Annotated in this window: 9 protein-coding genes; 4 read left to right on the top strand and 5 right to left on the bottom strand. The window is 67.1% G+C overall.

All coding sequences use genetic code 11. The features are described 5' to 3' along the window. Nucleotides 1–34 precede the first annotated feature (34 nt). Complete coding sequence (locus tag KBW98_RS02940) at nucleotides 35–820, top strand: alpha/beta fold hydrolase (protein ID WP_211518595.1); 786 nt, start codon at nucleotides 35–37, stop codon at nucleotides 818–820. A gap of 232 nt (nucleotides 821–1,052) precedes the next feature. On the opposite strand, the gene KBW98_RS02935 is transcribed toward KBW98_RS02940, so the two are convergent. The 5 genes from KBW98_RS02935 to KBW98_RS02915 all read right to left on the bottom strand — a co-directional run bounded on the left by KBW98_RS02935 (nucleotide 1,053) and on the right by KBW98_RS02915 (nucleotide 11,003). Continuing rightward, a complete protein-coding gene (locus tag KBW98_RS02935; protein WP_211518594.1) occupies nucleotides 1,053–1,667 on the bottom strand; it encodes a TetR/AcrR family transcriptional regulator in 615 nt (204 codons plus the stop codon). A gap of 202 nt (nucleotides 1,668–1,869) precedes the next feature. Next, nucleotides 1,870–4,854, bottom strand: a complete 2,985-nt coding sequence (locus KBW98_RS02930; protein WP_211518593.1) for a TonB-dependent siderophore receptor — start codon at nucleotides 4,852–4,854, stop codon at nucleotides 1,870–1,872. A 34-nt stretch (nucleotides 4,855–4,888) separates the two neighbouring features. Next, complete coding sequence (locus KBW98_RS02925) at nucleotides 4,889–6,187, bottom strand: DUF3472 domain-containing protein (protein WP_211518592.1); 1,299 nt, start codon at nucleotides 6,185–6,187, stop codon at nucleotides 4,889–4,891. Between the two features lie 47 nt (nucleotides 6,188–6,234). After that, nucleotides 6,235–7,596: a Gfo/Idh/MocA family protein gene (locus KBW98_RS02920; RefSeq protein WP_211518591.1), complete on the bottom strand. Its 1,362-nt coding sequence runs from the start codon at nucleotides 7,594–7,596 to the stop codon at nucleotides 6,235–6,237. Between the two features lie 92 nt (nucleotides 7,597–7,688). Beyond that, nucleotides 7,689–11,003 (bottom strand): TIM-barrel domain-containing protein, encoded by a 3,315-nt coding sequence (locus KBW98_RS02915; protein WP_211518590.1) that lies wholly within the window; start codon nucleotides 11,001–11,003, stop codon nucleotides 7,689–7,691. A 337-nt stretch (nucleotides 11,004–11,340) separates the two neighbouring features. Between KBW98_RS02915 and KBW98_RS02910 the strand changes: the two genes are divergently transcribed. From KBW98_RS02910 to KBW98_RS02900, 3 genes are read left to right on the top strand one after another with little or no spacing between them, the layout of a single operon-like run. Continuing rightward, complete coding sequence (locus tag KBW98_RS02910) at nucleotides 11,341–12,477, top strand: SIS domain-containing protein (protein ID WP_211518589.1); 1,137 nt, start codon at nucleotides 11,341–11,343, stop codon at nucleotides 12,475–12,477. Next, nucleotides 12,464–13,432 carry an ROK family protein gene (locus KBW98_RS02905; protein ID WP_211518588.1) on the top strand — a complete coding sequence of 323 codons (969 nt, stop codon included), beginning with the start codon at nucleotides 12,464–12,466 and terminating at the stop codon, nucleotides 13,430–13,432. Before KBW98_RS02910 ends, KBW98_RS02905 begins: the two co-directional genes overlap by 14 nt. Beyond that, a complete protein-coding gene (locus KBW98_RS02900; protein WP_211518587.1) occupies nucleotides 13,429–14,754 on the top strand; it encodes a D-tagatose-bisphosphate aldolase, class II, non-catalytic subunit in 1,326 nt (441 codons plus the stop codon). Before KBW98_RS02905 ends, KBW98_RS02900 begins: the two co-directional genes overlap by 4 nt. Nucleotides 14,755–14,776 lie beyond the last annotated feature (22 nt).

Here is a 14,776-nt window from a genome sequence, read left to right as displayed (position 1 = left end):
TAATAGCCAACTACAAACATCGAAAGGACACATCATGAAAGCCATCAAACACCTCGCCCTGGCCCTCTCGTTCGCCGGCGCCGCCGTCGGCGCGCAGGCGGCTCCCGCCGCAGCCGTCAAGCCGACCGTCATCCTCGTGCACGGCGCCTTCGCCGACGCCAGCAGCTGGAACGGCGTGGCCTCCACCCTGCGCGCCGACGGCTACCGCGTGATCGGCGCCGCCAATCCCCTGCGTAGCGTGCAGGGCGATGCCGACAGCGTGTCCAACATCGTCAAGAGCGTCAAAGGCCCGGTCGTGCTGGTCGGCCATTCCTACGGCGGCTCCGTCATCTCGGCCGCGGCGAACGGCAACGCCAACGTGAAGAGCCTGGTCTACGTCGCCGCCTTCGCGCCGGAAGCCGGCGAGACCGCCCTCGAACTGTCGGGACGCTATCCCGGCGGCACGCTCGGCCAGGCGCTGGCTGAACCAGTGCCCCTGTCTGGCGGCGGCAAGGACTTCACCATCCAGCAAGAAAAATTCCACAAGCAGTTCGCGGCCGACGTGCCCAAGGCCGAGGCGGAACTGATGGCCGTGGCCCAGCGCCCGATCGCCGAAGCCGCGCTCACCGAAAAATCGGGCGCGCCGGCCTGGAAGAAACTGCCGTCCTACTTCATCTATGGCAGCGGCGACAAGAATATCCCCGCCGCCGCCCTGGGCTTCATGGCGGAACGCGCCCACTCGCGCAAGACCGTGGTCGTCCCCGGCGCGTCGCACGTCGTGATGACCTCGCACCCGCAAGCGGTGGCCGCGCTGATCGAGACCGCCGCCGGCGCGCAATAATCCTGCGCCCTCACCCGGCGGCTTCAGAAGAAGGTGAAATCGTCGTTGGATTTCGGGACGATGCGCATGATCCCGCCCAGCACGTACCAGACGAAGCCGCCGAAAGGCAGCGCCAGCAACCAAAGGTTCGACATGATGTTCTCCTTGCCCACATACCATTTCGCACAAGTGTGCGAAATGAACTCCAAAAAATGGCGGGCATGGCCCACCGCATCGTTGCTGCTAACCGCTGTTATTCCAGGTCGTTGAAACTCTTGTAGGTCGAAATCAGGCGGTTGAAGGCCCGCTGCACCCGGCGCGCCGTGGCGTCGCCGCGCAGGAAGCGCACGTCGTGCATCATCCCGATAATCAGGCTGTAGATCTCGAACACCAGCTGCTCGGGATCGGTATCCGGACGCAGGTGGCCCACTTCGATCGCCTGCAGCACCGTCTTGCGCAGCGAGGCGCGCCAGCGCACCACGCCTTGTTCCAGCCGGTCGCGCAGCGGACCAGGCACGTCGTCGAACTCGAAGGCGCCCGCTGTATAAAGGCAGGCGCCGCGCGAGGTATCGCTGCCGATCCGCTTGAGCCACAGGTCTACCTGCTTCACCAGGCGCGGCAAGCCCTTGGGGGCCTTCAGCGCAGGCAGGAAGACTTCCTCGGCGAAGACGCGGTCGTATTCCTCCAGCACCGCGCCCTGCAAGGCCTCGAGCGAGCCGACACGCGAAAAGATGCCGCTCTTGCTGATGCCGGTGCGCTTGGACAGCTCGCCCAGCGACAGCTTGCCGATGCCTTCGGCGGCGGCCATCTCCATGGCGGCGGTGACGATGGTGGCGTAGGTGGCTTCGCTTTTCGCGGTGGTATTCATGAAGCCACTTTAGCACACATGTGCGAAACAGCAAGCGGTATTTGTGGATTTTTGCGTTGGACGCGCTTCGTAGGGTTGGCGGCTATGCCGCCGACGCGGTGATTGTTGGCGGACGAGCTGCCGATACGATTGATCTCGCTCCACCTATCACCGCGTCGGCGGCGAAGCCGCCAACCCTACGGTTCCATCACTGGAAGCGGCCTTACCAGAACTTGTAACTCGCCGACACCGCAAACTGCCGTCCGAACAAATTCTGGCTGTGGTTGTAGCCTTCCCAGCCATTCGGATCGTAGTAGGGACGCTTGTCGAGCACGTTCTTGATGTTGAGCCCCAGGTTCAGGTTCTTCATCGGCTTCCAGTTGAAGCCCAGGTTCACGGTCGTATATGACGGCGCGTGATCGCACAGCTCTTCCGGCAGCGAGACGCCGGCGGCCGTGCAGTTGGCCGGGACGTTGTCGGTGTCGTAGTCGCCGTAGGCCCACTTGGTGCGGCCCGTGAAGTTCACGAACAGGCTGGTCGTGAAGTCGCGGTAGGCCCAGTCGGCGTTGAAGGTGGCGCGCAGGCGCGGCGAGCCGTAGTAGCCGACGTAGTTGCCCGAGAAGCCGCTACCGTCCTCATAGTTGTAGGTCTCGCGGCGGCGAATCGTGGCCGATACGCCCGTGCTCAGCTTGCCCCACTCGCCCAGGCCGATGCGGGTGCGCGCATCGATGTCGAAGCCGTCGACCAGGGTGCGGCCGCGGTTCAGGTAGGAGTTGATCAGGCCGCCCAGGTTGCCCACCGAGTAGGTCGGCAGGCCGCCGGCGCAGGCCGCCGCGTTGGCCGGATTGGCGCACATGGTGGCCACCGCCGCCATGTTGGCGCGGTCGGCGTCGGTCAGCTCGTTGCGGATGGCCTTGTCGGTGCCGGCCAGGCCTGGGCCGTACTGGTCCACCAGTTCAGTGAACAGCTGGTTGAAGTCCTGGCGCACGATCTCGTTGCGGCGGTTGACGATCCAGTAGTCGAGCGAGACGCTGACGTCGCGGACCGGCTGCAGCACCAGGCCCAGGGTGGCGATCTTGGCTTTCTCAGGCTGCAGGTCCGGGTTCGGCGGCGTCAGGCCGCCCACCGTGGTCGAGCAGTTCGAGTTGAGCAGGCTGCGGCCCAGGTCGACCTCGGTGCTGGCGGCCGATTTCATCAACAGGCGTGCGATGGCATTGGTTTCGTCGCAGCGCACGGTGTCGCGGATGCCGCCCACCTGGGCGAACACGCCGCCCGAGCCGGATTCGGCCAGGTTGGGCGCGCGGAAGCCTTCCGAATAGGTGCCGCGCACCATGACTTCAGGACGGGCGCGCCACACCACGCCGATCTTCGGCGCCAGGTTGGCGCTGAAGTTCGGGTACTTGTCCAGGCGTGCGGCGGCGTTGATCTCGAGCTTGTCGGTCACCGGCACCACCACTTCGCCGAACACCGCCGAGATGGTGCGTTCGCCGTCGAACCAGGAACCGCCCTGCTGGGTGATCAGGCCGTTGGCCGCGTCGGCGTTGCCGGGCGTGTCGAAGCTCTCGCGCATCAGGTTGGCGCCAAAGGCGGCGCGCACTTCGCGGTCGCCGATCTTCATCAAGGTGCCCTCGACCTTACCGTCCCAGGTGATCAGCCTGGTCCAGGACTGGATGTCGAAGGTCGGGTAGGCTTCGCGCAGCAGGGCCGCATTGGCCTCGCTGATCTCGCCGAATTTATAGGCTGGGTTGTCGGCGATGTAGGTGCGGCCGGTGGCCGGATCGGTGGTGAACGGGCCGAAGGCCTTGGCGAAGCCGGCGGTGTTGATGTTGACGGTCTGGTACAGGGTCGAGTGGCTGCCCGCCACGCTCAGCGCGGTCTCGAATTCCCAGTCGCCGAACACGGTGCCGCGCAGGCCGGCCAGGGCGCGGTAGCTGTCGTCGACGTTCTTCTGGCCGAAGTGGCCGACGGCGTCCTGCATCAGGTAGTTCAGGCCGGCCGCGCCGCCCATCTTGGCGGCCATGTCAGGATCCAGCCTGCCCTGCAGGTAGACGTTGTTCGGGCCCAGGTAGGGATTGACGAAGGTGTTCAGCTTGGTGCCCGTGTTGCGCGAGAACCAGTTGCTGGTGCTGCCGCTGTTGAAGGTGCGCGGGCCGTTTTCGCCGCGCATGCGGATGTGGGTATAGGCCGCTTCCGCGAAGGCTTCCATGCCGCCGCCGAAGCGCTTGCGGCCGGCCAGGTAGCCGGTGAAGCGGTCCGAGGTGGGGCCGGTATCGAGCGCATACGGCAGGTTGTTCCAGATGCAGCGGGTGCCGGAGGCTTCGGTGATCGCGGTCGGGCAACCGTTGACCGCGCGCTGGATGCGGGCGTTGTTGCGGCTCGGGTCGAAGACGAAGAAGGTGCCCTGGTTCAGCACGCCCGGCTCGCTGCCGGTGCCGATGCGGAAGTTGGGGATGAAGTTCGGGTTGTTGACGTAAAAGTGGTCCGGGCGCTTGTCGTAGGTGTCAGCCAGCGCGATGCGGTCGCGCTGGTAGACGTTGAGCGAGCCATAGATGTTGTAGCCGTCCTCGCCCAGGTCGCCGGTGCCGAACAGCAGGCTGCCCTGCTTCTCGCCATACGACTTCACTTCGGCGGAGGAGTCGTAGCTGGCGCGCGCCTCCAGGCCCTGGTAGTTCTTCTTGGTGATGACGTTGATCACGCCTGCCACCGCATCCGAGCCGTACACCGCCGAGGCGCCGTCGGTCAGGATCTCCATGCGTTCGATGGCCGCCGCGGGAATCGCGTCGATGTTCACGAACATGGTCTGGAAGCCGGACGGCGCGCCATAGAAGGACAGGCGGCGGCCGTTCAACAGCACCAGGGTGCCCTGGGCGCCCAGGCCACGCAGATTGGCCTGCGAGCCGCCGTCCGAGCCGGTGAACATCGAGCGGAAGTCCTGCTGGGCCGGACGCGCGGCCGGCAGGTTGTCCAGCACCTGCATCAGGGTGCGCGCACCCATGTTCTCGATCTGCTTGGCGTCCACCACCTGCACCGGCGACGCTGTTTCGGCGTTGATGCGCTTCAGGCTGGAACCGGTCACCTCGACCCGCGCCATCTTTTCCGGTTTGCCGTCGGCGGTGCTTGCCGCCTGGTTGTCCACCTGGCCGGCCGCCAGTGCGCTCGATGCCATGCCCGCAGCCGCCAGCGCGGCGATCAGTGTCTTGAGTTTCATTGCCTCTCCTTTTGTAATTGTGTTTGTGTGTTGCTTACTGCACGGGCAGCGCGTTCACGTCCACGCCGGGCGCGGCGCCCAGCGCCGGCCGGGTGAAGTTCTGGTTGATCGGGACGTAGTCGCTGAAGAAGCCGCCGTTGCGCAGGTAGAAGCCACTGCCCCGCAAACCGCCCGCGTAGTCCATGCGCTGGGCGTTGGCGGCAGTGGCGTCGCCGGTGAAGCGCGCCGTCGTGATCTCGGTCCAGGCGCCGTTCATCGAGCGCGCCCACTGGTTGCCGTATTCGGCCAGGCGGCCCAGGTAGCCCTTGGTGTCGATGAAGTTCTCGAGGAAGGAGTAAACGCCGGCGTGGTAAGTGGTGGTCGCCGGGCGCTTCCAGGTGGCGATGTAGCGCCAGCTGCCCAGCTCCGGCGCGAAGAACCAGGCCGAGAAGTCGGTGCCGCCCGCCCCGTCCGGGCGCGTGCGGGTGACGAAGCGGTAGGTGTTCCCCGCCACCCAGTTGTAAAGCAGGTAGGACTGGCCGCCCGTGCCCTCGCCGCCGAAGCCGTTGTCGACCACGCCGGCGCCCTTGCTCACCAGGGTGGTCTTGGCGCCGTTGTCGGCATCCCAGATCGAGAACAGCACCCGGCGCTCGGAGGGCGAATTGACCTGGATGCCGAAGTAGCCGCCGTTGAAACCGTTGGCCATGTAGTAGGAACCGATCGCGTCCTGCCCCACCGGTACCGATAATTCGCTGTAGAAGTACTCGGTGTTGGCCGGCACCGAGAAGCCCAGGTGGACCGAGGGTCCGCGGCGCGACCAGTAGTAGTTGGCCGCGTCGTTGGCATAGTTGACGGTGGCCGCCGTGTTGACGGTCAGGCCGGCCACGTCGCCGAAGTAGCCGCCGTCCTTGCTCAGGCCTTGCAGGTCGACCTTGATGTAACCGGCCGGCAGGTCCAACGTGCCGACGGTATAGGTCTTCTTCGCGCCCTTGCTCAGCTTGACCTCGAAAGGCGTGCCGTTGACGGTGACCCGCACGGTGCTGCTCTTGCCGCCTGCCAGGCTGGCGTCCAGACCAATGGTGGCGCTGCCCGCCTGCGCCATCCGGAACCAGATGCTGGTGACGGTGGTCGGATCGGTCCAGTTGGCCAGGCCGTTGGACGTGATCGTTTCCGTCGCGCCCGCGCCCGCGGTGGTGACGAAGGCATTGCCCGCCAGGGCCACGTTCAGCGGCGCGGCGACGACCGCCTTCTTGGACGCGGTGGCGCTCATGGCCGCTCCCGTTTGGCTCTGGACTTCGCCGCAGCTCAGCAGGGCAAGGGCGCCGGCACTCAACAACAGCATCGTGGTTTTCATCGTTGTCTCCTGATTATGTGGAACTGTCTGAAGGTTCTTCTGCGCGCTTAGTAGCGGTCGTCGAATGCGAAGATCGGCTTGCGGGTGCGCCAGGCGCCGCCCGTGAAGTCGGGGAAATCGAGTGTCTGGAAGCCGAGCGCGATCGACTGCTCGGACAGCGGCGTGATGGCGCTCCAGCTGATCGCGTCGTAGATATCGATGGGCATCGGGGCGCTTTCCTTGAGCGCTTCGATGAAGGCGTGGATCACGAAGAAGTCCATGCCGCCATGCCCGGCGCTGGCGGCGCGCTCGCCATGCTTGCGCCACAGCGGGTGCTCGTACTTGTCCTGCCACAGCTTGAAGTCGTCCCATTCGTGGGGCTTGCTGACGCCCTCCACATGCACCGAGCGGTTCAGGTCCATCCACAGGCCGCGGGTGCCCTGCACCCGGAAGCCCAGGGAGTACGGGCGCGGCAGCGAGGTGTCGTGCTGCAGGATGATGGTCTCGCCGTTGTCGCACGAGAGCGTGGTGGTGACGATGTCGCCCAGGCTGAAGCGGGTCTTCGCGTTCGGGTGATCCTTGCCGCCCTGGCGCACCACATAGTCGTGCAGGCCGGCCGCCTTGCTGGCGAAGGCATTGATGCGGGTGAAGCGGTTGCCGCGGTTGATGTTGGTGTACATGGCGATGGGGCCGATGCCATGGCTCGGATACAGTTCGCCATTGCGGCGTACCGAGTGCTCGGTGCGCCAGCGCGCCTCGGACCAGCCCTTCTGGCCGAACTCGACGCCGCCGCCATAGGGCTTGGCCGGGTCGCCGCTGTTGAACTTCACGGCGCGCAGGTCATGCTGGTAGCCGCCCTGCAGGTGCACCAGGTCGCCGAACAGGCCGGAGCGCACCATGCGCAGCACGGCCAGCACGTCGCGCCGGTAGCACACGTTCTCGAGCAGCATGTAGGGCGTGCCGGTCTTGAGCTGGGCGTCGAGCACGTCCCAATGGTCCTGCAGGGTGACGCCGGCCACCACTTCGCAGCCCACCGGCACCTTGGCCCGCATCGCCTCGATCGCCATCGGCGCATGCCATTCCCATGGCGTGGCGATGATCACGCCATCGAGCTTGCCTGAATCCAGCATCCGTCGGTAGTCCAGGCTGTGGCCGTTTTCCCCGAAGGTGGCGGGACGCGGCTTGCCGGCCTTGGTCACCATCTCGACCGCGCGCCCCAGCATGATCGGTTCGATGTCGCACAGCGCCACCACCTCGACATCGTCGCGGCGCACCAGTTCGCGCAGCAGCACCTGGCCGCGCATGCCGGTGCCGATCATGCCGATCCGCACCCGGTCGCGGCTCGCCGCCGCGGCGCCGGACATGGCGCCGGTGTACAGCGCGCTGCCTGCCAGCGCCGAGCCCAGGGAGAGAAAATTGCGTCGTTTCATAGCTGTTTTCCGTTCTGTTGCAAATCGAAGGATGTAAGGGGCCCTCCCCGCTCCAGGAGGGGGCTGGCGTCACTGCTGTTGGTGATGAAGGCTTAGCGGGGCTTGACCGTCGCGCCTTCCGTGCCGATCAAGGCGGCGTTGGCCCAGTTGCCGCACGTTCGGGCCGGCTGGGGACCGGATGCTCCCAGTGTCCGCAGGCTGAGCTGGCCCAGTCCGCGCACGTCGATCTCGGGTTTCACGACGGCCGGCGCCTTCACCAGGCCGCTGTCGTAGAGCAGGCGCTCGCCGCTCCAGACCTGGAAGCGCAGCCCGCCCGCGGCGCGGCAGCTGTCGTCGACTCCCAGGTCGGCGCGCAGCAGGCGCCAGTTGCCGCCCAGTTGCAGGTCGAGGCGCCCGGACGGGCCCATGCCGACGCCCTTGTTGAAGCGCAGGCCGTTCATGCGCATCTCGCTGCCATTGCCTGCGGGCTTGTCGCGGCCCAGGCCTTTCGGCAGGGCCAGCTCGCTCAGGTAACGCCGCAGTTCCTGGCCTTCCGGCACCGGGTGTTCCAGGATGCGGAACTCGGACAGGGTGATCGGCGCCACCTCGGCCGGGGCCGCGGCGTCGAAGGCGCGTGCCGGGGCTTCTCCCGATACCGCGGTCACCATTGGATCGGTGGAAGCCGCGCCGCTGCCGTCCGGGTTCTGGGTGCTCAGCACGCGGAAGCGCAGCAGGCGGCCGGCGCTGGCCGGGAAGGCGATGCTCTGCTTGTCCTTGGACAGGGCCAGCTGCCCGCGCTTGACCGGCGCGCCCCACTCGCCATTGCTGTCGGCGAGATAGATCTCGTAGTCGCGCACCTGCCCATGCTTCCAGTTGGCGTCGCTGCGCGGGGCGATCTCGATGCCGTCCACCAGGCGGCGCTCGGTGAAGCCGATCACCCATTCGTGGGCGCCGCTCTTGACCGCCTGGCTGCGTACGGTGCGGAACCAGGTGTCCGGCTTGCCGTCGAAGGCGTTCTCCATCGGGTGGCCCGGCTCCTCGGCCGGGCGGTTCACCACGATCATCGCGTCCGGCGGCAAGGCGCGGCCCTGGGCCGGTGCGGTCGGGAAGGCGTCGTCGTTCGCGGCGTGGACGATGCCCTCGAGCGTGAAGCCCAGCGGCTGGCGGATGTCCTGCTTCGGCGCCTTCACGTGCACGCTGCCCAGGCGCTCGGCGCCGTCGAAGTACCAGCCTGCCTCCGCGCCGTCGAAGTCGGCGCGGCTGGCGAATTCCTTCATGAACGCGGTCCCGATCAGCACCTTCGTGGGGCGCTGGCGGCTGGGCAGGCGCAGGCTGTAGCCGCGCTGGGCTTCCTGGCCTTCGTAGCTGCCCTGCACCGGATGGATCGCGACTTCGACCTTGCCCCGGGATTCGCGCATGGCGATGGTCTGGCGGCTGAAGGCGCCCTGCTGGTAGCGGCGGGTGACGCCGTCGTCCTCGTATAGGGTATAGGTGGACTCGCCCTGCGGATACAGGTCGAGGGTCAGCCTGTCCTTCTGCTTGTGGCCGTCATACAGCATCTCGGGGTACATCGGGACGATGGCGCCGGCGCGCACGAAGACGGGCAGCTTGTCGAGGCCGACCTGGAGGTCGATGTCCCTGCCCTGCGCGTCCGCCGTCACCTGGCGGCCGTCCCAGTAGTCCAGCCAGCGGCCCTGCGGCAGGTGGATGCCCTTGCGCCAGCCGCCGCTGACGGCCTGGCTGCGGTAGACCGGCGCCACCAGCAGGTCGCGGCCCAGCAGGAACTGGTGTTTGTGCGTCTCGCGCAGCGCCGCCGGATCCTGCGGGTTGTCCCACATCAGGCCGCGCACGATGGGCGCGCCCGTTTCCTCGGCCTCGCGCGTCAGGTTGTACATATAGGGCGTGAGGCGCATCTTGAGCTTGAGGTAGCGCCGATTGATGCTGCGGTAAGGCTCGTCGAACCACCACGGGTGCTTGCGCGCGCTGGCCGACCAGCCGGACATCCCCATCAGCACCGGCGTAAAGCTTTTCCACTGCAGGTCGCGGGTATAGGTCTCGGGGCTGCCGCCGAAGATGGCGTCGACGTCGCCGGTGGCATAGGCCTGGCCCGACAGGCCGGAGCCGATCAGGGTCGGCACATGCCAGCGGATGTAGTCCCAGCTGGCGCTCTGGTCGCCGGTCCAGGCCACGGCGTAGCGCTGGGTGCCGGCCCAGCCCATGACGGTCCAGATGAAGGGGCGGCTGCTCGAGTTGTTCAGGATGCCGTCGTAGGCGGATTTATTCGCGTCGAGCGAGAACTGGTAGCCCTTGCCGGTCCAGGCCACGTCGAGCTTCTGCACGCGGCTGCCGGCCTGGCCGACTTCCCAGGCAATCTTGTCGACGCCGTTCTCGGTCCACAGGCCGGTGCGGAAGCCCAGCCTGGAGAGGCCCTGGACAGTCTCCGGCAAGGCGGTGTAGCCGCAGCCGTAGCCGTCGTTGGGCAGGATCCAGCCGCCCGGCATGTCGTGTTCGCGGTACTTGCGCGCCACGCTGTCGACCACGTCGGGGGTCTTGCCGGTGGGGCCATCGCTCCAGCCGCGCGGCACCGTGCCCGGCTTCTTGACGTTGTCGCCGTCGTTGTAGCAGTCGGCGTCGCCGTATTCGAGGGCCCAGCGCGGCAGCATGCGCGCGCGGCCGGTCCATTCGGTATAGCGCGCCAGCACCTCGTGCATCGATTTGCCGACGAAGTAATAGGCGTCGAAGCGTTCCTCGGCGTGCTGCAGGGTGGCCTGGTTGTCCTCGCGCAGGTCATAGTTGCCGTCGGCCCAGCTGTTGCGCAGCATGCCCCAGCCGCGTGAGCTCATCAGGAAAGGCGCCGGGTTCGGGCGGTCGCCCTCTTCCCAGCCGCCCGAATACGAGACCGGCAGTTCGCGGCCCTTGAATTCGAAGCGGCCGTTCTGCTGGCCGCCGCCGAAGAAGCGCTCGGCCTTGTCGCTGGAGAGCACCTGCACGCTCTGCTTGTCGCCCAGGTCGAGCGGCTGCAGCTCGCGCCACAGGGGCTGGGGCTCGCCCGCGCGGTACAGGGTAAAGCGCAGCGGCTTGCGGTCGACGCGCAGGGTCAGCGCTTCGGTGCGCAGGACCAGCTGGCCATTCTCTTCCTTGAATTCGTGCTGTACATCGCTCGCGGCGCTGGCGACCACGATGGGCGCGGCCTTGTCGCCGGGGCCGCTCAGCTCCTTGCGGCCGGCTTGAATACGCAGCACGTCCGCACGCGGCAGGCTGACACGGACGCGGGCGCCGGAGTCCAGGAGCAGGTCCCAGGATGGGCCGTCGGCCTGGCCGGGGCTGATCGTGCGCAGATTGCCGACCGGCGACGCATAGGCCGAGGAGACAGCCAGGGCCAGCAGGGAGACGGCCAGAGAACGTTGCAGGGAGGATGCGTGCTTCATGGACAAGGTCTTTCGGATCGTTTTGCGATTTGATGAAGATAATGTATGAACAAAAACAAAGGAGGTCAACAAAAAGGAAAGAAAAACTTCAAAAAAGTTCGAAAGATCATGAAAACCGCTCTTAAAACCTTTCGTTTAACGCAAAAGTATGGTCACTATCTTTCGAATTACCTCTTCGCACCGGATGGCACTGTCCAGGATCAGCCTTGCAATATGCATTTCAATGCCCTCTAAGACACAAGAACGCCGACCGATTTTTCGTTTTACTTTCGTGTTTGACTTTCGAAAACTTTCTGTTTAAGATTGATCGCACTGAAAACTTTATACATTTCTTTCGATGACTACTCTTCTGCAGCGAAGCCAACAAGCGTGGCGCGACATCGGCGGTTTGCACACCGCCGAGGAAATCGCCCAGCAGCCGGCGCTCTGGAGCGAACTGGCTGCCAGCCTGCGCACCGAGCGAGCACGGGTCGAGGCTTTCCTGGGCGGCTGCCTGTCGAACCCGCTGCAACGGGTCATCCTCACCGGCGCCGGCAGTTCCGCCTACGTCGGCGAGATCGTCGCCGATGAACTGAATGCCTTGTGGCCGGCCCAGGTGCGCGCCCTCGCCACCACCACCCTGCTCACCCACCCGGAGCTCTACCTGGATGCGAGTGCGCCGACGCTGCTGGTCTCCTTTGCCCGCAGCGGCGACAGTCCGGAGAGCCTGGCCGCCGTCCACCTGGTGCGCGAGCTGGTGCCCGGCGCCCGCCTGCTGAACATCACCTGCAACCCCGAAGGCCGCCTGGCGCGCGACAGCGCGGGCGATCCCTCCACCTTCAACCTCCTGATGCCGTCCGCCAGCTGCGACCGCGGCTTCGCCATGACCAGCAGCTTCACCTGCATGCTGCTGGCCGCGCTGGCCGTCCTCGGCAAGGAGAACGACGCCTGCCGCATCGCCGGGCTGGCCCAGCTGGCGCAAGCCGCCCTGCAGGCCTGGCAGGCGCCGGTCGCCGCCCTCGCCGGCACGGCCGCGCAGCGCGTCGTCTACCTGGGCAGCGGGCCGCTGGAAGGCCTGGCCAAGGAGAGCGCGCTCAAGCTGCTGGAACTCACCGGCGGACGCGTGCCCGCGATGGCAAACACCCCGCTGGGCTTCCGCCATGGCCCCAAGTCGGTGCTGAACAGCGAAGCCCTGGTCATCGTCTTCAACAGCAGCCGCGTCTTGTCGCGCCGCTACGAAGCGGACCTGGTGGATGAATTGCGGCGCGACGGTATCGCCCAGCGCATCCTCACGGTCGGACCTGGCGGCGACCTGGATATCGATACCCCGGACTTCCCTGATGCCTGGCTGGCGCCCCTGTGGCTGCTGGTCGCCCAGCAGTATGCCCTGCACCTGTCGGCCGAGTTGCAGCTGCGTCCCGATAATCCCTTCGCCAGCGGCACGGTCAACCGTGTCGTCAAGGGCGTTACCATCTACCGCCATGACGAATCCTGAACCACGCGGCGTGCACGGCATCGACATCGGCGGCAGCAAGATCGAGCTGGTCGCCTTCGATGGCGCCATGCGCGAAGTCTTCCGCGAGCGGGTCGCCACGCCGGGACATGACTTCCAGCGCTTTATCGATGTCGTCGCCGGCCTGGTGCGGCGCGGCGACGCTGCGCTCGGCGCCGCGCTGGGCACTGCGGCTCCGGTCGGCATCGGCCTGCCCGGCGTGATCGATGCCGCCAGCGGCCGCCAGCTGAGCTCCAACGTGCCGGCGCTGAACGGCCGCCTGGTCGTCCCCGCGCTGGAACAGGCGCTCGGGCGACCGGTCGCCATCGGCAACGATTGCCAGTGCTTCGCCCTGTCCGAAGCGGAAGGAGGCGCGGCCGATGGCCTGCCGACCATGTTCGGCGCCATCCTCGGCACCGGCGCCGGCGGCGGCTATTGCGCACGCGGCCGCCTGCACCGCGGCTTCAACGGCGTGGCGGGCGAATGGGGCCACTGGGCCGCGCCCGCCCACCTGCTGTCGCACTACGGCCTGCCGGTCATCGCCTGTCCCTGCGGACGCGCCGGCTGCATGGAGCGTTATGTGTCCGGCCCAGGCATGAGCATGCTGCACCGCCACTTCGGCGGCGAGGGGGCCGAGCCGATGGTCATCGCGGCGCGCGCCAATGCGGGCGATGCGGTCGCCGCCAGGACCCTGGCCGCCCACCTCGACCTGCTGGCCCATGCGTTTTCCAGCCTGGTGCTGGCGCTCGATCCGCACGCGATCGTGCTGGGCGGCGGATTGTCGCAGCTGCCCCACCTCTACCAGCAGCTGCCCGGCGCCATCCAGCGCCACCTGTTCGCCGGCGCCCAGGTGCCGCCGATCCTGCCGCCGCGCTTCGGCGATGCCGGCGGCGCACGTGGAGCAGCGCTGTTGGCCCGTCAGCTAGTCCTTCAACAATCGAGCGCGAGCGCACCATGAACCAGGCCCTTTCTCCCATCCAGCAGGTCATCAAGGCCCACCGGCGCGGCGAAGCGGTCGGGCTGTACAGCGTCTGCTGCAGCCATCCGATCGTCCTCAGCGCCGCCATGCGCGTGGCCCAGCGCCACGATACCCTGCTGCTGGTCGAAGCGACCTCGAACCAGGTCGACCAGTTCGGCGGCTACACCGGCATGAACCCGGCCCAGTTCCGCGACTATGTCCATCGACTGGCGCAGGAGCGCGGCTTTCCGCTCGAGCGCCTGGTACTGGGGGGCGACCACCTGGGCCCGAACGCCTGGCAGGGCCGCAAGGCTAGCGAGGCCATGTTCCATGCCGAGACCCTGGTCGCGGCCTATGCCGCCGCCGGCTTCCACAAGATCCACCTGGATTGCAGCATGCGCTGCGCCGACGATCCGGCCACCCTGGACGACGCCATCGTCGCCGAGCGCGCCGTGCGCCTGGCCAGGGTGGCCGAAGCCGCCGCGCAGCAGGCCAGCCATCCGCCGCCGGTCTACGTGATCGGCACCGAGGTGCCGGTGCCGGGCGGCGAATCGACCCTGCTTGATGCGGGCGCCCCGACCTCGCCGCAAGCCGCCGAGCGCACCCTGGAGGTACATTGCCGCGCCTTCCTGGACGCCGGCCTGCATGCGGCCTGGCGCCGCGTGATCGCGATGGTGGTGCAGCCGGGCGTGGACTTCGACCACAGCCACATCCAGCACTACGACGCGGCCCAGGCGGCGAGGCTGTCGGACTTCGTGGCCGGCCGGCCCGGCCTGGTGTTCGAGGCCCATTCGACCGACTACCAGCGCGAGTCCAGCCTGCACGAGATGGTGCGCGACCATTTCGCCATCCTCAAGGTGGGCCCGGCCGCCACCTTCGCCCTGCGCGAAGGCCTGCTTGCCCTGTGCCAGATCGAGGACGAGCTGCTGCCGCCGGAACAGTCCTCGCGCCTGATGCAGGTGCTGGACGAGGTCATGCTGGCCAAGCCCGAGCACTGGCGCAAGCACTACCCGGGCAGCAGCGACGAGCAGCGCGTGATGCGCCGCTACGGCCTCTCGGACCGCTGCCGCTACTACTGGGGCGAGGCGCCGGTGGCCGCGGCCGTGGAACGGCTGTGCGCCAACCTGGACGCGGTCGAGATCCCGCTGCCGCTCCTGAGCCAGCACCTGCCGGAACAATACCTCGACGTGCTGCAGGGCCAGCTGGGCACGACCAGCCGCGAACTGCTGGAGCACAAGATCGGCCGCGTGCTGGCCCAGTATGCGCGGGCCTGCAACCGCAATGCCGCGCCCGCAGTCAACAGCGCGGTATCAATCTGTTAAGCTCGGCGTTTTTACCGTCGAC

It is taken from the genome of Massilia sp. ST3 (assembly GCF_018119405.1).
In the GTDB taxonomy this organism is placed as follows: domain Bacteria; phylum Pseudomonadota; class Gammaproteobacteria; order Burkholderiales; family Burkholderiaceae_D; genus Telluria.
Note: the sequence above shows the minus strand (reverse complement) of the source record. Positions and strands in the feature narration are given on the sequence as shown.